At 41.2% G+C, this 18,836-nt stretch carries 13 protein-coding genes; 6 read left to right on the top strand and 7 right to left on the bottom strand.

Annotated elements, in window-relative coordinates; all coding sequences use genetic code 11:
- The first annotated feature begins 262 nt into the window (after window positions 1–262).
- The gene (locus QFZ87_RS05755; protein WP_396133952.1) at window positions 263–955 is read left to right on the top strand and encodes a CAP domain-containing protein; all 693 of its coding nucleotides are present in this window, start codon (window positions 263–265) and stop codon (window positions 953–955) included.
- A 102-nt stretch (window positions 956–1,057) separates the two neighbouring features.
- Here QFZ87_RS05755 and QFZ87_RS05750 read toward each other — a convergent pair whose 3' ends face one another.
- From QFZ87_RS05750 to QFZ87_RS05720, 7 genes are all read right to left on the bottom strand, one after another.
- The gene (locus QFZ87_RS05750; protein ID WP_309858934.1) at window positions 1,058–2,290 is read right to left on the bottom strand and encodes an ABC transporter permease; all 1,233 of its coding nucleotides are present in this window, start codon (window positions 2,288–2,290) and stop codon (window positions 1,058–1,060) included.
- A 1-nt stretch (window position 2,291) separates the two neighbouring features.
- Window positions 2,292–3,176: an ABC transporter ATP-binding protein gene (locus QFZ87_RS05745; RefSeq protein ID WP_309858932.1), complete on the bottom strand. Its 885-nt coding sequence runs from the start codon at window positions 3,174–3,176 to the stop codon at window positions 2,292–2,294.
- Between the two features lie 377 nt (window positions 3,177–3,553).
- Window positions 3,554–5,542 carry a S9 family peptidase gene (locus QFZ87_RS05740; protein ID WP_309858930.1) on the bottom strand — a complete coding sequence of 663 codons (1,989 nt, stop codon included), beginning with the start codon at window positions 5,540–5,542 and terminating at the stop codon, window positions 3,554–3,556.
- A 208-nt stretch (window positions 5,543–5,750) separates the two neighbouring features.
- Window positions 5,751–7,247 (bottom strand): hypothetical protein, encoded by a 1,497-nt coding sequence (locus tag QFZ87_RS05735; RefSeq protein WP_309858927.1) that lies wholly within the window; start codon window positions 7,245–7,247, stop codon window positions 5,751–5,753.
- A gap of 39 nt (window positions 7,248–7,286) precedes the next feature.
- Window positions 7,287–8,192, bottom strand: a complete 906-nt coding sequence (locus tag QFZ87_RS05730; RefSeq protein ID WP_309858924.1) for a hypothetical protein — start codon at window positions 8,190–8,192, stop codon at window positions 7,287–7,289.
- A gap of 865 nt (window positions 8,193–9,057) precedes the next feature.
- Window positions 9,058–9,867, bottom strand: coding sequence for a hypothetical protein (locus tag QFZ87_RS05725; RefSeq protein WP_309858922.1), 810 nt, complete (start codon window positions 9,865–9,867; stop codon window positions 9,058–9,060).
- 178 nt (window positions 9,868–10,045) lie between these two features.
- Window positions 10,046–11,317, bottom strand: coding sequence for an MFS transporter (locus QFZ87_RS05720; protein WP_309858918.1), 1,272 nt, complete (start codon window positions 11,315–11,317; stop codon window positions 10,046–10,048).
- A 136-nt stretch (window positions 11,318–11,453) separates the two neighbouring features.
- On the opposite strand from QFZ87_RS05720, the gene QFZ87_RS05715 reads away from it, so the two are divergent.
- From QFZ87_RS05715 to QFZ87_RS05695, 5 genes are all read left to right on the top strand, one after another.
- Window positions 11,454–12,146 (top strand): response regulator transcription factor, encoded by a 693-nt coding sequence (locus QFZ87_RS05715; RefSeq protein ID WP_309858915.1) that lies wholly within the window; start codon window positions 11,454–11,456, stop codon window positions 12,144–12,146.
- Window positions 12,143–13,147 carry a sensor histidine kinase gene (locus QFZ87_RS05710; RefSeq protein ID WP_309858912.1) on the top strand — a complete coding sequence of 335 codons (1,005 nt, stop codon included), beginning with the start codon at window positions 12,143–12,145 and terminating at the stop codon, window positions 13,145–13,147. The genes QFZ87_RS05715 and QFZ87_RS05710 overlap by 4 nt, the downstream gene beginning before the upstream one ends.
- Before the next feature lie 102 nt (window positions 13,148–13,249).
- A complete protein-coding gene (locus tag QFZ87_RS05705; protein ID WP_309858909.1) occupies window positions 13,250–14,011 on the top strand; it encodes an ABC transporter ATP-binding protein in 762 nt (253 codons plus the stop codon).
- Window positions 14,001–15,947 (top strand): FtsX-like permease family protein, encoded by a 1,947-nt coding sequence (locus QFZ87_RS05700; protein ID WP_309858906.1) that lies wholly within the window; start codon window positions 14,001–14,003, stop codon window positions 15,945–15,947. Before QFZ87_RS05705 ends, QFZ87_RS05700 begins: the two co-directional genes overlap by 11 nt.
- A 154-nt stretch (window positions 15,948–16,101) precedes the next feature.
- On the top strand, window positions 16,102–18,828 hold the full coding sequence (locus QFZ87_RS05695; RefSeq protein WP_309858903.1) for a S8 family serine peptidase: 2,727 nt from the start codon (window positions 16,102–16,104) through the stop codon (window positions 18,826–18,828).
- Window positions 18,829–18,836: the final 8 nt, after the last annotated feature.

Below are 18,836 nucleotides of genomic sequence, written 5' to 3'. Positions count from 1 at the left end.
GTAATTCTTCTGATGCGAACGTTGTCAATCCCCTTTTTCTGCACAATAAATGGTATTTTTTATAATAACTAGTAGAATCAGATGATGCTATTTTTAAAAGAAAAATAGTCCTCGAACCTCATAATTGGGCAACTTTTTATAGGATAAGGCCTCTGGAAGGAGTTTGCACTGTAAAATCCTGGTTGAAATATGACAAAAATCGTATGGTACGATGTTGCTGTTAAGTCACAGCAGTTTTCATCTTAAGGAGGATGGTTTCATGTTGAAGAAAAAAGCAATGTTAACGGTAGCTGCGGCGGCAGCCGTGGTGATGGCAAACCCAATTTTAAATAAAGCACATGCAGCAACCTTTACCCCTACAACACAGGAAAAGGTGTATGTGTATAAAGCATCAAATATGGATGAGATTAATAGTATCATTGAAAAATATTTAGCAAGTCTCGGTATGACTGTTACTCAAAATACGGTGAAGCAGCCTGCACCAACAACTGAGCTGACAACCCAGGTTTCCACCACACCGGTACAGCAGGAGCCTGCACAGGCAGAGACTACTACTACATCGGAATCTACTTATAGCTTAAGTGCATATGAGCAGAAAGTGGTTGATCTAACGAATCAAGAACGTGCGAAGAACGGTTTATCTGCGCTAAAAGTAGATCTAACGCTGAGCAAAATGGCTCGCGAAAAATCACGTGACATGTCTGCAAATCATTATTTTAGTCATACAAGTCCAACCTACGGCTCGCCATTTGATATGATGAAGAAATATGGTATTACCTACCGCTATGCGGGTGAGAATATCGCTATGGGACAAAGAACGCCTGAAGAAGTAGTGACCGCTTGGATGAATAGTGAGGGTCACCGCAAAAATATCTTAAGCCCGAACTTTACTTCTATCGGGGTTGGATATGTTGCTGATGGAAATTACTGGACCCAGGAGTTTATTGGAAAGTAGAACTTCCAATTGAAAAAGAGCTTGGCGAACCGAGCTCTTTTTCATGTTCTATTCTCTTTAAAAAGAGACCGTAATTCTGACTTAAATTACGCCCCCCTGAAATTAATTGATGGTTTTATTTGAATTCTCTTTTGCTAGCATCACTTTCAAATTAGCCCATTTGAATTTTTCTCCGTAAACCATAACGCCTTTTACATAGATTTTGGAGGCCAAATAGGCAATAATTAGGATAGAACCCACTAAAATGCTGCCGCTCAATATAAGTTGTCCAGCTGTCAGTTCTCCCATGACATATTTGGAGAAGGTAACAATCGGTGAGAAGAATGGGAAATACGTACCAAAGGTAACCAGCCCACCTGTTGGGTCCATCATGGTTTTCATCCCCATAAACAAGGCCCCAATGACAAGCACCATAACCGGTCCCATGACACTTCCTAAATCCTCTGTCCGTGAAATTAGAGAACCAAGTGCCGCAAAGCATAGAGCGTACACAAGGTATCCACAGGCAAAGAAGAAAACAAACAGCGCTATTAATTTCGCATCAATTTGCGATAGGTCAAAGGTAAACCCAACAATGCTAAGCTGGTCGGCCTTGATCCAGCCCAATAAGTATCCAATAGATCCTGATAAAAAGAAAATCGAAACTTGAATTAACCCTGCTGTCAGATTAGAAAGAACCTTAGCAAACAGCATATAGATTGGTTTCATTTTTGTAATCATGACTTCCATCACGCGAGTGGATTTTTCCCCCGTAATACTCATCGCAATTCCTTGACCAAACATGAGAATAAATGTATACATGAGGAATATGAACACGTACACAATCCCAAGACTCCCGTTATTCTCCGCAAGCATATTCTCTTCTACAGGAATACTCTGAAACAATTGCGTAATCACATCGTTAGACAGTTCATTTTCACTCGTTACTTTTGCCATATACTGTTGCTGCAGTTGAGAAGAAAAGGCATAAAGAACATTTGCATCAGGCGAACGATTGTAATAATAATTCATCACTGGAAGAGAATCCTTCTCTTCGATGACCACTAAATAATCCAAATCCTGATCTTTAATTTTTTCTTTTTCCTTATTAATCTCTTTTTCATCTTTAGTAAAGAGTGTTAACTCAGAAATACTTTTTTTCAAAAGAGCTTCATCGACTTTATATGAGGAAGAATTAATTATGGTGACACGTACTTCATCCTTCCCTGTAGAAAAATGGTTATAGGCTAAAAATCCAAGGATTGCGACGGAAATCACTAGAGAGGTGATCTGGAACCCTTTTGAACGAATCTGTTCCTTTAAATGAAAGAAATAAGAAATCCATAATGCTTTCATTCTATGATCCCACCTTGTCTATAAAAATCTGATGAAGGGTAGGTTGAAGGAAGGTTAACTCACTTACAGGTACTTCCTCTTCTTTTAATTGGGATAATACGTGAAGTGGATCCTGATCATTTGCTAAAGAAACAATGACACGCTTCAATTCCTGTTCAAAGGAATAGTTATGGTGTAAACAGAAGACCTTCAATTTTTCGACATCACCGTACAAAGACAAATACATAATTCCATAGGATTTCTTCACCGCTTCTAACTCTCCACCAATAAGAGCTTTGCCATCCTTCAACAGGACCACATTTTTGCAGAACTTCTCTACCTGGTCCATTTGATGGCTCGACATAATGATAACCTTGCCCTTTTCTTTTTCTTCCATAATAACCTCTGTTAGGAGATTCGTATTTACTGGATCGAGCCCACTGAACGGTTCGTCTAAAATGATTAATTCCGGATTATGTAAAAGTGTCGCAGCTAACTGTACCTTTTGTTGATTCCCTTTCGACAATTCGCCTGCCAGCTTGTTTTTGTACATACCAATATCGAACCGGTCAATCCAGTAATCAATACTTTTTTTAATCTCCGTGCGACTCATTCCTTCTAATCTCCCAAAATAGGACAGTTGATCAATAACCTTGGTTTTAGGATATAACCCTCTTTCCTCTGGTAAATAACCGAAAGACGTATGTTTTAAGCCTCGTTTTTGATTCCATAAAACACTGCCGTGATCAGGAGCGACAAGCCCAAGCATCATTTTAATCGTTGTGGTTTTTCCTGCCCCATTTCTCCCAAGGAGACCGAATACTTCGCCTTTTGAAACCGTGAACGATAAGGATTCTACGGCGGCTTTTTCACCATAATATTTTGCTAGGTTTTGTACCTCTAACAACCTGTTTCCCCCTTTATCTGTCCCTTGTCGGGATAATATTCCTATTTTATCGTAATTGACATATTGTTCACTTTCAAGGAATTTTTTCCATTTGACTGAAATGACTTCAAATAATTCCCACTCGCAAATTAACAATTATTTTACAATTAACATATACAAACTCAATAAACGGGCACTATAATTAGTCTTGTAATCAATCAATTCCTAAAGGAGTGGTTGTTCATGCTAGATATGTTGATAAGAATAATGATCCTGACTTCTTTTTGTACAATTCTCGCTCCTTAAGTCTTTATCTATAAAAATTAGAGCCGTAATCTCAAAGATTACGGCTTTTTTGTGATCATTATTATTATTATTGGTGTCAGGCACCATGCATTTTATAGATTTTCCTCAAACCATCCGACAATATAATCCAACCGGCTTTTTCGGAGGCTTGGCTTGCCGCTTCTTGAAAGCTCGTGGTTTTCTTCTGGAAAACGAACAAATTTCGTTTTCTTGCCTAATCGTTTTAAGGCGATAAATAGCTGTTCAGCCTGCTCAATCGGGCAGCGAAAATCCCTCTCACTATGCAAAATTAATAACGGTGTTTCTACCTTTTCCACATAGGCAAGCGGAGAATGTTTCCACAGTTTTTGAATATCGCGGAAATCAGTATCGATTTGCCACTCCGTGAAATAATAGCCGATATCGCTGACTCCATAAAAACTAATCCAGTTGGAGATGGACCGCTGAGTCACCGCGGCTTTAAAACGATTCGTATGGCCGACAATCCAATTCGTCATAAAACCGCCGTAGCTTCCGCCGGTAACACCGAGACGGTTTTCATCAATAAAGTCATAGGTTTCTAACACATAATCCACAGCACTCATGAGATCCTGATAGTCATTGCCGCCATAATCTCCGCGAACGGCATCAACGAATTCTTGGCTATATCCATGGCTGCCCCTCGGATTCACGTATAAGACTGCATAGCCCTTTGCCGCTAAAATTTGAAACTCATTCATATATGTATTTCCGTACATCATATGCGGACCACCATGAATTTCTAGTAATAATGGATATTTCTTCCCTTTTTCAAAACCAACCGGCTTGATCAACCATCCATGAATACTCCATCCGTTCGCGCCTTCAAACTCAATGGATTCAGGTTGTGACAGGGTCGTTTCGGATAAGAATACCTCGTTCACATTTGTTCGCCTTTCTAGCGTGCCTTCTTTTCCTGTTAGACTGAACAGGTACAAGTCGCCCATTTCGGTCGGCCTACTAATCGCTGCTAGCGCCTTCTTCGATTCAGAATGAATGGAATAGCCGTATACATGCTGCTCACCCACAAGCACAGGATCGATCTTGCCATGTAAATCGCAATAGTAGAGGTTGGTATTTCCTTTTTCCGACGCTACAAAATAAAATCCACAGCTTTCACTGTTCCACAACAATCCCGGGGAAGTCGCGCCCTGGTGGAAGTCTCCCGTCATAAAATCCCCAACTAGTAGATTCCTTTCGGCTGTTAGGCACTTCATTTCCTTCGTTTGGAAGGAATAAACCCAGATTTTCGTATGCGTGGCATTCTCAAATTCCCGCTTATGCCCGAGCATCCCAAGATATTTTCCATCAGGTGAAAAAGTGGCACTGCCAAAGAAGCCACTAGAATCAGTCACTGCCGCTAATGTCTTTTTAGTGATGTCTAATAGAAAGACATCATAGATAAATGAGGCATCCGTGTCCTCTGCTAAATCAGCACCAACCGCGAGATACTTCCCATCCGGGGACCAGGCATAGAGTGAAACATCATGTTGACCTTCAGTAAGCTGCGTTAATTCTCCGTTTTTTACATCTACCATCACAACCTGTTTGAAGTCCCCCTGCCAAAAACCGCTGGCATCTGACTTATAGCGCATATTCGTCACTTCGAGCGGTACCGGCTTTTCTTGCTTATTCTCTTCTTTTTTATCAAAAATGCTTTGCTCTGGTTTGACGGATGTAGTAAAAGCAAGCTTGTTTCCGTCTGGCGACCATACTGGATTACTCGCCCCACTCGGAAGAAACGTTAGTTGCCTAGCTTCTCCACCACTGGTACTTAGAATATGAATCTGATTTTTTCCGCTTCGGTTGGAGACAAACGCAAGCTCCTTTCCATCCGGGGACCAACACGGTGAATGGTTTTTCCCTTTTCCAAACGTCCATTGAACTGCCTGTCTATTATTTTCAGTTTTTTGGTAAAAAATATGTGACTGATATTCATCCGTTTCTTGATCAATGGTCGTTTGCACATAAACGAACGATTGACCATCCGGAGAAAATTGTGGATTCACCACTGACTTCAATTGATATAAATCGTTTGATTCGACTCCTCTACCTGCCATCATCGCTGCCTCCATTAACTTAATTAATCTTCACCTCTACTTATTTCGACGATAGAAATATTTTTCCCTCCCAGCTTGAAAGGTATTATATGGAAAACAAAAAGAAACCGAGGAAAATTCCCTCGGTTTCTTCTCAATCTTGCTTATTATTTTTGTTGTAGCTTACCGGTTGCTTCGTTGTCAGCTACAACTTCTACAATGGTTGAATCTGTTACCACTTCAACGAAAGCATCTGCATTAACTTTTTCACAAATAATACTAAAGTATTTACTGCAGAGTCTAGTTTTGCATCTTTAATTGTTTCAGATGGGCTAACTACTTTTGTTGCATCTTCAGTAGAATCGTCTGATTTAACTGTTGCTTCTTCTTCAGTTGTACCTTCTTCTTCAACAACTGTAGTTTCTTCAGTTGTACCTTCTGTTTCAACAGTTGAAGTTTCTTCTGCTGGTTGCTCAGTAACAACTTCAGTTGACTCTTCAGCTGGTTGCTCAGTTACAACATCAGTTGCTTCTTCTTTTTCACCAGCTAATACTGCTGAGTTTGGTGCTGCATGTAATTTTGCTGTTTCACTTGCATGAGCACTTGCTTGAGACTTTGCTTTGTTAGCTGCAGAAGGGTTTACTTTTTCAGTAGTTTCTTCAGCTGTAACATCTTCAGTAGTTTCATCTGCTACAACATCAGTTGCTTCTTCAGTAGCATCGTCAGCTTCAACAACCGCTGTTTCTTCTGTTGCATCGTCAGCTTCAACATCAGTTGCTTTTTCAGTAGCATCGTCAGCTTCAACAACCGCTGCTTCTTCTGTTGCATCGTCAGCTTCTACAGATGCATCTTCTTCAGTAGTACCTTCTGTTTCAACAGCTGTTGCTTCTTCAGCTGGTTGCTCAGTTACAACATCAGTTGCTTCTTCTTTTTCACCAGCTAATACTGCTGAGTTTGGTGCTGCATGTAATTTTGCTGTTTCACTTGCATGAGCACTTGCTTGAGACTTTGCTTTGTTAGCTGCAGAAGGATTTACTTTTTCAGCACCTTCTTCATCTTCTAAAACAGCAGCTGCTTCGTCTTCGTCATTTGACTTAACAATGACATGAGTATCTTTTAACATTTTCTCAGACTTAGACTGCTCATCTTCATCTTCTTTTTCTTCCGTCTTTACTGCTGTATCCGCATCAAGATCGGCGTCTTTTTCATCCTCTTTAACTGTTACTTCTTTTTCTTCTTCCTTAACAGCAGCGTCTTCCTTTTCAACATCTGCAGTTTCAGTGATTTCAGAATCAGTAGTCACAACAGGTTCAGATGTTACCTCTTTTTGATCCTCAATAACTTCTGGTGTAACAGGCTCTTGAACGGGAGTCTCTTCTGTTACTTCTGTTTCTTCTGCTTTTGGCTGTTCTACTTTACTACCATGAACCGCTGAATTAGGGGCCGCATGCATTTTCGCAGTCTCACTTGCATGTACACTCGCTTGTGATTTGCTAGCATTGCCTACTAGAGGCTTAACAGTAGCTTTTACTTCAACTTTTTGCTGTACCTTAACTTTTCCGATAGCTTTTGTGCTATTTACATTGTTTACATGAACACTGTGCACAGCCTTCGCATTTCCGTGACCTGCTGCTTCAGTGAAATGGCCTCCTGCAAATACTCCAAAAGATACGGCTCCAGCCAAAACAAGAGATTTAAATACTTTATTGTAATTTAGATAATGTTTCATTTTATTATTCGCTCCTTTTATTATGTGTTCCGTTGGCTTTTAGCTGCGGGTAACAGTTTCTAATAAAGGAGCTGTCTGCGGTGGTGGTGAAGGTGGAGCATTTTCCCATTGATGAATCATCCATGCAATCCGAGAATGGAGTGGTTGAACAAGCTTGATGTCATAAAGATTATTCCATTCAAACCATTTATCCAACATACTTATCGTATTTAATCCCTGATTACCTCGATCATTGGACTGCCCACCGGAACTATTCGTCCGTTGGCTAGAACTCCACATCTGGCTAACCTTTGGAATTTCTTCCTTACTCTCTGGGATTGGTCCCTGTTTGAGCGGTTCCTTTACAGGGGGTTCAAAACTACTTTCCTTTTTGGATAGTGGTACAAACGAACCCTTTTGTTGAGATGGCAACCAATTGTCGTCTCTCGTGATTCGGGTTTTATTTATAGCCACGGTATCATTATGTAAGGAATGTTTGTCAGAATTGACGGTACCTTTTACGGAAGCCTTCGTTTCCTGTACTTCTCCACGTTTCGCTTCCTGTATAGCTGCACCCTTTCCATTACCGCGAGAATTAACGCTTATCTCCGGCTTTGTTGCCTGCGGATTCACGTTCACTTTTGCCTGTACCGGCAATGCGGTTGGTTTGTGAGCAACAGCTTGTTGAGGCGTCCTGTTGGAATTCTGCTGTTTAGCCCCGCCCTGATTCGATTGAGCGCTGTTTGGGACGACGATAGATTTTTCCTGGGATTTTGCGCTCTCTGCTTTTACCGGAATGGTTTTTTCTGAAGCTTGATTAGATTTTGCAGAACTTTGACCTTGGACAAACTCTTTCGGAGTCGTTTGAAGTCCACTAGGGTCATTTTTTTCTGCAAAAGCTTGATCTGGTAAAAACATAGCTGCTCCGACCATTAATCCCGTGATAAGAAAATGTCGGAAGTGCAAGATTTCACCTCCTCTCAAATAATCGTAGCTTTCATGGACAACATTCGAGGTTGGAAAAAAGTTTCTGACCGTTTTCGTCACTTTACGCAAGAAACGCTTCTTTTCACCTAAAAGTGCATGAATCAAATTGCCCTTAATTTTGGTATTTTTTAATACCTGGAGACTATTATTGGGATTAGATGAGATTTTTTCTAACGCGCTTTTGTCGAAACCTTTATTTTTTGGCTAGCATGATTTTCATTATCTTTTAGAGTTTATTTGATATGTTAAAAGGGTATATATCCATCGAAGAGTTACATAATAGCGCTTTGTTGGCTAGTCCTACAGTAAAACCAGATCTGAAATAGTTAAAAACCCAACATTATGACCATACTGATGAAAGCAATGATGGCACTATCAACTTTCAGGTAGGAGTGGATTTCATGGAAGAAAAGGGGAATTTTTTCGTGGGGTTAATGTGGGGGACAACTTTAAGTGTCCCACTGTGGATTGCTTTTCTCGGATGGATAAAAATAGTCATTGGTTTTTTCTATAATTAAACCTTAATAAAGATGAGGCCGGACCCATGTGTTTGGGATCCGGCCTCTTTTATATTTACCTATGTACGTATACAACAAGATACTTATACTTTTAGCTGTTTTTTTCTTTGAAAAGTAGCTGTAGAGCCTGCCTACTTCTACTTTTTGCTTCTTCTTCCTGAGAAAAGTAGATCTAGAGCCTGGCTACTTCTACTTTTTGCTTCTTCTTTCTAAAAAAATAGATATAAATACACCATTTCTATTTTTACCCTCATTTCCATCAGGTTTTTGCCCATTACTTTTAATTACCGTTTTCACTTTTATTCTTAGGCCACCCTGCCAACCCATTAAAGTTTTATTTTATTACTAATAAACTTCACAATTAACAAGGGTATTAGAAAAGTACAAAAGCTAAGGATCGAATCTAATACGATGTTATCCGATCGAACGATACCAGCAAATTTTAAACATACATCAAAGGCAAGAAATGCAAGAATCGATAGAAAGTACCAAAAGCCTGGGGCCCTAGAAATGAATAAGAAAGTAACAATCGTTCCAAATAGGAGTCCAGTCGGACTATTAATTGTTGTACTTTCGCGATTTAACCGTTCAATCCATTCCACATGGATGGTTCTTATTTTTAATACTCCATATAAAAAAACATTTAATTGGGTATATAGTACATAAAAGACCGAGAGTATGCTAAAAAAGACGATCCACTTCTTAGGATTCCATGCGAATTTTCTCCACCAAAGCTTACAAAACGAAAAAAAAGGAGCAAGCAATAAAAAGGTATACCATTCTTCCCACCAATTCGCCTTAAATATTCCCAAATGTTTAAATAAGTACTCTATCCCTGTGAAGAAGCCGGCAAAAATAATACTCCAATACCATTTACATTGAAAAGCAATGTACAAAATGGCAAATGAGGGGAGAATTTGAGCATTCGCCAAAGCTCCCATATGGGAATCGAATTCTCCTTTAATTATTTTCGGATAGTATCTATATGCTTTTCCCCAAGTATAAATCAAATAATCGAAAAATAAAATCCAGCCTGATACGGCAAAATAATGGACAAACAATAATCTATTTCGATATTTCCAGTACCCCAAGCTTAATGCCACTACTGATAGGATAATTAAAGAAATGTAAGACAAAGGCCCAACATCCAAGCAGTATTCCTCCGATGTTTGAAATAGTAAATCCAGAACAAACAGTAATTTAAATGTATTGTTCCCTAACTTTTTTCTATATTCTCCTATTCTTTTACTTGAATACAAAAAAGCAGTGTAATTCCTTATGAGAATCACACTGCTTCGAATTCCGCTCCGCGTCTTAAACCACGGCTTCACTCCGCTGTTTCGCTTCACGGCGTTGTTCCTTGATCATGGCTCCCCCAATCAAACCAATAACTGAAAAAATCACTGGAATGATAAATCCGTAATGATAGCCTACATTAGGCGGAGAAGAATGAAAATGATCTAATACCTTCCCAAAAATACCTGGCAACAGGACGGCACTTAGAAAACCGCCGGTATTTGCTACCCCAGAAACCACACCGACTACCTTAATATCAAACGACTTTCGAACGACAGCAAACGTTAATGCACTCGCTCCATTCCCATAGCCAATCAGAAAAAAGATCAAAACGAGCATAGAGTAGGTTGGCTTCCCGTCTAACACAAGAAACGAAGTCCAACATATCAGGACAATCAAATGAACCACAATATATGGACGTTTGATCGATCCGACGCGGCTTGAAATCCAGCTGGTCAGCGGAGCACCCAATAAAGCACCAAACAGCCCAATCATTATAAGCTGACTGGCACCGGAACGCGTCATTCCATAGACATGCATCCCGTAAGGTACCGCCCACGAGCCGATGAAACCGACATATGTACCAACCACTCCAAAGTGACAGAGAAAAGTGGCCCATGCCTGCCGTTCTGAAAAAATACGCCGTAACAGAACGAGCGTTTTTTCGCGGTCCTTCTTTACTTTTCCAGCAGTCGTACGGTCATTCTTAAACAATTGCTTTGGTTTTCTCTCCAACACATAATATAAAAGAATCCCTGCAAGACATAACACAATACCTGTTGTGAAAAACGGGGGGCGCCAGCCGGCTTCAGCAATCCAGGCCGAATACGGAACGGTCGCTAGCAGGAACCCAAAGCTCCCCGCCATTCCCGCAAAACCGAGCAGCTTGACAAACTCATTTACCTTAAACCACTGGCTCAAAATTAACACCAAATTGACCCATATAGTCGCGTCCCCAATTCCCGCTAAAAAGCGAGCAAAAAGAAGGACAAACTCATTCGGCGCCAAACTATAAATCAGCGTTCCAATCCCATTAAGAAGCGCTCCAAAAACAAGAAAAAAGTTAGGCCCAAAACGGTCGGACAGGATTCCAATCGGAATCTGCAGCCCGGTGTAAGCCAGAAATTGAATACTTGCTAATAATCCGATGGTGGATGCGGTCAGGTTGAAATCCTTCATTAATTGGTCGGAAATCAATCCCGGGGCTGTTCGTTGGCTCACAATGATAAAGTAAGCAAATAAAACCGTGGCAAAAACCACCCATCTATACCTACTATTCTGTTTTTCCAATATTCTCGTCTCCCATTTGCGATATTCAACCTATTATACACTAATTTTTCCAAATGGATGGCCAACGGAAACCTCTAGCCTACAGGAAAAATTTGCTATACAATTTACCTATGTTTGAAAAAAGTTGGTGAGTAATATGTTTAAACTCTTATTAATAGAAGACGATACAACGCTATTCCAAGAAATAAAGGAACGGTTAATCGGCTGGTCCTACGACGTGGTGGGGATTTCCGACTTTAGTAAGGTGCTCCAGGAATTTACCGAGCACAATCCAGACTTAGTCATTATTGATATCCAATTGCCTAAATTCGATGGGTTTCATTGGTGCCGTATGATTAGAGCCCATTCCAATGTGCCGATTCTATTTCTATCCTCACGTGACCATCCCACCGATATGGTGATGTCAATGCAGCTTGGCGCAGATGATTTCATTCAAAAGCCGTTCCATTTTGAGGTGCTCATTGCCAAAATACAGGCGATTCTTCGCCGTGTGTACAATTACAATACAGACCAAACTGAACTCAAAACCTGGTGCGGGGCAACGATCGATTATCCGCGCAACACGGTCAGTAATGAAACGGGAACGGTGGAACTGACAAAGAATGAAATTTTTATTTTAAAATTGCTCATTGAGCAAAAAAATAAAATCGTCAGCCGGGAAGATTTAATCAAAAGCCTATGGGATGATGAGCGCTTTGTTAGCGACAATACCTTAACCGTTAACGTCAATCGCTTGCGAAAAAAATTAGAGGAGCTTGACCTCGGACAGTATATTGAAACAAAGGTCGGCCAGGGATACAAGGCTGTCGAAGAGGAATCCTTTTTATGATAAAACAGTTTTTAATTGAAAGGCGCAACTGGATTCTTCTATTTGTATGCCTTCATGCCTTCTTCCTGTTTGTCGCCTCGATTGATTCGGCAATCCCGTTCACACCGATTCTGTATATTGTATTTTTATCAAAGATCATCTTTATTATTTTTTTGATCATCAGGTTCCATAGAGAAACTAAATTTTTTAAGAGTCTGGAAGAATGGGAACAAGATTTAGATGTTTCGGCAATTACACCGGCCGAAAGCCCTTTTGAAAAAATAATTGAACAAGCGATGATGAACCAGACCAGGCGTTTGAAACAAGAAGCCTCCCAAAACCTAGTCACCCTAGAGGTGGAAAAGGATGAACTGCTCGCCTGGATTCATGAAGTGAAGACCCCATTAACAGCGATGCATTTAATGATTGAGGACATGAACGAGGACACGCTTAAAGCGAAACTAACCTACGAGTGGCTGAGGATTCACCACCTTCTAGACCAACAGCTTCACCAACGGCGCATCCCTTTTATGGAAAATGATTTGTACATTGAACAGACAGATCTAAAAACGGTCATTTTTCCAGAGATTAGAGCATTGCAATCCTGGTGTTTGCAAAAAGGAGTGGGGTTTGACGTTGATTTACAGGTATCCTCCGTGTTAACTGACAGCAAATGGCTCGCTTTTATCATCAGGCAACTCTTAACGAATGCGGTAAAATATAGCGAGGAATCGGATATACTCTTAGCCAGCTTCGAGCGACAGGGCCAAACAATCCTGGAAGTAAGGGACTTAGGTCGCGGCATTGATCCGAAGGACTTGCCGCGCATATTTGAGAAAGGCTTTACCTCCACTACAAATCATCATGACAACAAAGCCACCGGGATGGGTCTGTATTTAGCGAAAAAAGCGGCAGCACCTTTACTTATAACGTTTGACGTCCAGTCCACACTTGAAGAAGGGACAAACTTTACGTTATGTTTTCCAAAAAGAAACGAGTTCATCAATCTTCAAGGCATGTGACAACATTGTCACATGCTTCTCTTATTTTGTTAGACCAATCGAAGGATGCGAGTTCCGCCTCCTTTTATAATAAAGCTATCGAATGAAGGAGTGTGTGTTGGAATGACCATTTTACAAGCAAGCAAAATTTATAAAAGCTACGGCAATAAATTTAATAAACATGAAGTGCTTAAAGGCATTGATTTAACTATTGAGAAAGGCGAATTCGTGAGTATTATGGGTGCGTCAGGTTCAGGAAAAACAACCTTGCTCAATGTTCTATCGTCGATTGATCAAGTCAGTCAAGGATCCATCCAAATTGAGGGCAAGGAAATGACAGCCTTAAAGGAAAAACAACTAGCAGAATTCCGCAAACACCACTTAGGATTTATTTTTCAAGAATATAACCTGCTCGATACGTTGACAGTTAAAGAAAACATCCTATTACCCCTATCGATTGCTAAAGTGTCCAAACAAGAAGCTGATAAAAAATTTACACAAGTCGCCAACGAGCTCGGCATTTATGAGCTTAAGGATAAGTACCCGAATGAAATTTCTGGCGGGCAGAAACAGCGGACCTCTGCCGCCCGGGCGTATATTCACGAACCAAGCATTATTTTCGCTGACGAACCAACGGGTGCTCTCGATTCCAAATCTGCGTCCGATTTGTTAAACAAGCTAAGCCAATTAAACCAAAAACGACAGGCTACTATCGTCATGGTTACCCATGATCCTGTGGCAGCCAGTTATTGCTCCCGGGTGATTTTTATTAAAGACGGGCAGATGTATACACAATTGATTAAAGGGGAGCAGTCGCGACAGGCGTTCTTCAAGGATATTATGAAAACCCAAGGGGTATTGGGCGGGGTGCAATATGAGCATTAATCAACTCATCCTTCGTAACCTCAAGAAGAACCTTAACAATTATTTTCTCTATGTGTTTGCGTTAATTTTTAGTGTGGCCCTATATTTCTCGTTTGTCACACTGCAATATGACCCCGCATTGGATCAAACTAGAGGAACGATTAAGGGTGCGGCAGCGATTCGGGCAGCCTCCATCCTGCTTGTTGCGATTGTAAGCATCTTCGTTTTATATGCCAACACTATTTTTCTCAAACGGCGCAGCAAGGAAATTGGCTTGTTTCAATTAATCGGGATGACCAAAAACAGGATTTTCCATATTCTTAGTGCTGAAAACTTTATTCTTTATTTTAGTTCTCTACTCGTCGGAATCTTTATTGGCTTCTCTGTTTCAAAGATAATTATCATGATTTTATTTAAAATCACGAAGGTTGATGCGATTGCCACCCTGCACTTTTCCACACAGGCATTGGTTCAAACGCTTATCGTCTTTTGTGCGATTTATTTGATTATCATGTTAATGAATTATGCCTTCATTAAAAGACAAAATATTTTAGCACTATTTAGAGTCCTTTCGTCTACGGAAGGAAAAGCGAGCAAACTGTCGGTGATGGAAATCATCATGGGGACGTCTGGAATCATCTTAATAGTCTTCGGCTATTACCTTTCCTCGAAATTGTTTTCCGGGGACTTCACTGCCATGATGGAGCTATTCTTGGCGATGGCGGGGATTTTGGCATCGGTGATTATCGGAACCTATCTTTTTTACAAAGGGTCTGTCAGCTTTCTCTTTCATCTCATTCGTAAAAAGAAAGACGGTTATCTGACCATTCATGAGGTCCTCTCTCTTTCTTCCATCATGTTTCGGATGAAATCGAATGCTCTTTTGTTAACAATTATTACGACGGTTTCCGCCCTTGCCATCGCTCTATTGTGCTTAAGTTACATCTCCTATTATTCAGCTGAGAAAACAGCAAAAGATCAAGTAGCTGCTGATTTTGCTTTTACCAATAAAGATGCAGCTAGACAATTTAAGAAAGAACTTGAAACAAAGAATATGAAGGTTAGTGAGAAGAAAATTGATGTCGTCCAAATCAACTCCAACCTGAAGTCACTCATGGATTCAAAGCTTGAAGGAATGAAAATGGATCCGACGAGCATGTCGATTTCAGTGATTAGCGATCAAGCGGTCTCTGGGCTTGATGTTGAGCCAAAGGATACCGTCTTTACTGGCTATAACGACTTATTGCAAAAGTTCATACCGCTGAAGGAATCAGGCAAAATTGAGTTGAAAGGGAAAGCCGAGGTCATTCCACTGGACTATTTAGGGTTAAAGGATCTTCACCTTATCTCATGGTATTTCACCAATGGCGGTCAGCCCGTAGCCATCGTGGATGAAACGATTTTCGAACGATTAAAGAAAGATGCGGATCCTTCTCTTCAGAAAGAATCCTCTATATATATTGGAATGACCATAAAAGATGAAGATCAATTAGAGGCGGCAAATAAGATATTTAAGGACATGAATTTTGATCAGAATCGGAGCTATGACTCTCGCCTGGAAATGAGTAACGATCAGAAAAAGAAGATGGGGCTTGTCATGTTTATTGTCGGCTTCCTAGGGCTAACGTTTTTGGTTACGTCCGGTTGTATACTTTATTTTAAACAAATGGGTGAAAGTGAAGAAGAACAGCCAAATTATACGATTCTCAGAAAGCTTGGCTTTACACAGGGTGATCTAGCAAAAGGGATTACAATGAAGCAATTGTTTAGCTTCGGCATTCCGTTAGTGATAGGGCTGGTTCATAGCTACTTTGCCGTCCAGTCCGGCTGGTTTTTGTTCGGAGCGGAGCTATGGACACCCATGATTATCGTCATGGTAATGTACACCGCTCTATACTCCATTTTCGGCGTACTCTCTGTTAACTACTATAAGAAAGTAATAAAAGAAGCTCTATAAACATTTTAGGGTCAGACATGGGGTCTGACCCTAAATGTGTCTAACGGGGACAGTCCCCCACTCTGCTAAAATTTTACCATTTTAAAATGTTGATATTTATTATACCCTGAGTCATATGACATCATGACGATTTTACTAGGAAGGGGTTCGCACATTGAAACCGAGCAAATGGCTTGTCTCAGCACTGTCATTATTACTTTTCTCCTCAACGTTTTTCACGAACAACGCTTCTGCAACGAAAGAAGAAGCTTTTACTGAAAAGACTCTTGTAAACTATCAAGCAGACGAATTAATTATTAAATATAAAAATACCAACGCGGCCGCTTCTTTTAAAAAGAAACATCCCTTCAAAATAAAAAAGAAGCTCTATTCCATTGGTGCGGAAATTGTGAAGGTGGACGAAGGAGCAAATATTGATAGTCTAGTAAAAACATTAAAGACGGACCCCTCCGTTGCTTACGTTCAACCAAACTATAAATATACGATTGCAGCTCTTCCTAATGACCCTGGATTTAGTAAACTATGGGGATTAAATAATACCGGACAGGCCATTACCGGCACTTCCGAGGTAAACGATATCGATATCGACTATCCTGAAGCAATGGAGGAGTTCGCGAAAAGCGTCAATCAACAGCAGGTGGTTGTTGGTATGATTGACACAGGTATCGACTTGAACCATCCAGATTTGAAGGACAGCATTTGGACGAATCCTGCTGAAATCGCTGGTAACGGCATTGACGATGACCAAAATGGCTATATCGATGATGTACATGGTTGGGATTTCTACCATAATGATGCCACTACCTTTGATCCAGAGGACGGTGATGACCATGGCACGCATGTGGCTGGAACGATTGCGGCTAAAAACAATAATAGCCTCGGCATCACTGGGATTGCTCCTAATGTAAAAATTATGTCGCTGAAGTTTATTGGACCAGACGGTTCCGGAACCACAGCGGATGCCATCCTAGCGGTTGAGTACGCCAATAAAATGGGCGTAAGAGTGACCAATATCAGCTGGGCAGGTCCTGAATATGACCAGGCTCTAAAGGATGCCATCGACAAATCTTCCATGCTTTATGTCGCCGCGGCTGGGAACGAAGGGGTAAACAACGATCAAGTGCCTAGCTATCCTGCTAACTATGACAGCCCCAAAGTGATTTCTGTTGCGGCCATTGATTCTTCTGGCAATCTAGCAGACTTCTCAAACTTCGGTGTAAACAGTGTAGATATTGCCGCACCTGGGACAGGCATCTTAAGTACAATACCAAGAAAAATAGAAGAAGGGGCAGCGGCGCAGATTTACAATCGTGCCTCTAGTTACAAGGCCATTTTTAACGGATTTGGCTTTGAAAATGTTTCAAGTACGGACAGACAAGCGGCCTTTAATCAGGCAGTCAGCTATCTTGGCTTAACTTCTTCCTCTAAAATTTTATTGGTACAAGATGATGAATCTACGAGTGGCGGCGATAGTTTTGCGGATGTCTATACGACTCTATTAAAAAATGCGGGATTGGCTTATACCCTTAAGACCGTAGCAACCGGGGTGAATGGTCCTAACTATACAACGCTTTCCGGCTACGATTCAGTCATTTGGTTTACCGGAAACGCCATAGGCGAAAACACACCGAATTTAACGTCTACTGACCTTAGTTCTTTAGGACAATTTTTAAAAAATGGCAATAAAACGCTGATATTAAGTGGACAAGATATTTTATATCAAAACGAGGACACTTCCTTCGTTACGGATACGCTTGCGCTCACGATAAAAGCGGAGGGTGAAACGAGAGCCCGGGTTACAGGTGTAGCGGGGACCGCTTATGACGGAGCATCGTACAGCGTGGGCTATGCCCCGTACGCAGACTATATTGCCACCAACAATTCTTCTGTGACAAAGGTAAATTTAGTTTTTCCAGGGGAAACCTCCTATGCAAGTGCCTACGCGTTTGCGGATGGTACCTCAATGGCTGCTCCGCATGTTTCAGGAGTCGCTGCACTAGTGGCAGGGAAATATCCTGACGCAGGACCGGAAAAGTTACGAGCGATTATTCTAGCATCGGGGGACAGACTCGGCTCCTTGTCAGGGAAAATTCAAACCGGCAAAATGGTGAATGCTTGGAAAGCTTTAACCATAGATTTTACCGCACCAGTTAAGCCCGTTGTGAACGAAGTAAATGATGAGGATACTGTTGTGACGGGCCAAGCGGAAGCTGGTTCTACGGTTGACGTGAAAGTGAATGGTACACTGATTGGTTCAGGAACAGCAGCATCGGTGGACGGCCGGTTTGCTGTAGAGATCCCTTCCCAAGAGGCGGGGACTGAACTTAGAATAACCGCGATGGATAAAGTCGGTAACTTGAGCCAAGAAACAATAGTAAAGGTTCAGAAGACCATGTCAGTAGTAGTCGGTTGGGTTTTTGCTAATAATCACTGGTACTATTTTAATGCTCAAGGGGATTTAGTAACTGGCTGGCAAAATATTGGTGGCAAGTGGTATTACTTTGATCGTAACAACGTGATGATGACGGGGTGGCTACAATTAGGAGCAACTTGGTATTATCTAGAGAACAGTGGGGCTATGAAGACGGGCTGGCTTAAGTCCGGTTCGTCTTGGTATTTCTTAGAAGGCAGCGGGGCCATGAAGATGGGCTGGCTCAAGTCAGGCTCGTCCTGGTATTACTTAAACGGCAACGGAGCGATGATGACGGGCTGGCTTAAGTCCGGTTTGTCTTGGTATTACTTAAACAACAGCGGCGCTATGATGACGGGCTGGGTAAAAGTCGGGACGAGCTGGTACTACCTCTATTCCGACGGCCGCATGGCCTACAATACAACGATTCAAGGGTATCAACTGGGTGCAAGCGGGGCTTGGGTGAAATAAGATTTGAT

This window comes from Bacillus sp. SLBN-46 (genome assembly GCF_031453555.1).
Taxonomy (GTDB): Bacteria; Bacillota; Bacilli; order Bacillales; family Cytobacillaceae; genus Neobacillus.
Note: the sequence above shows the minus strand (reverse complement) of the source record. Positions and strands in the feature narration are given on the sequence as shown.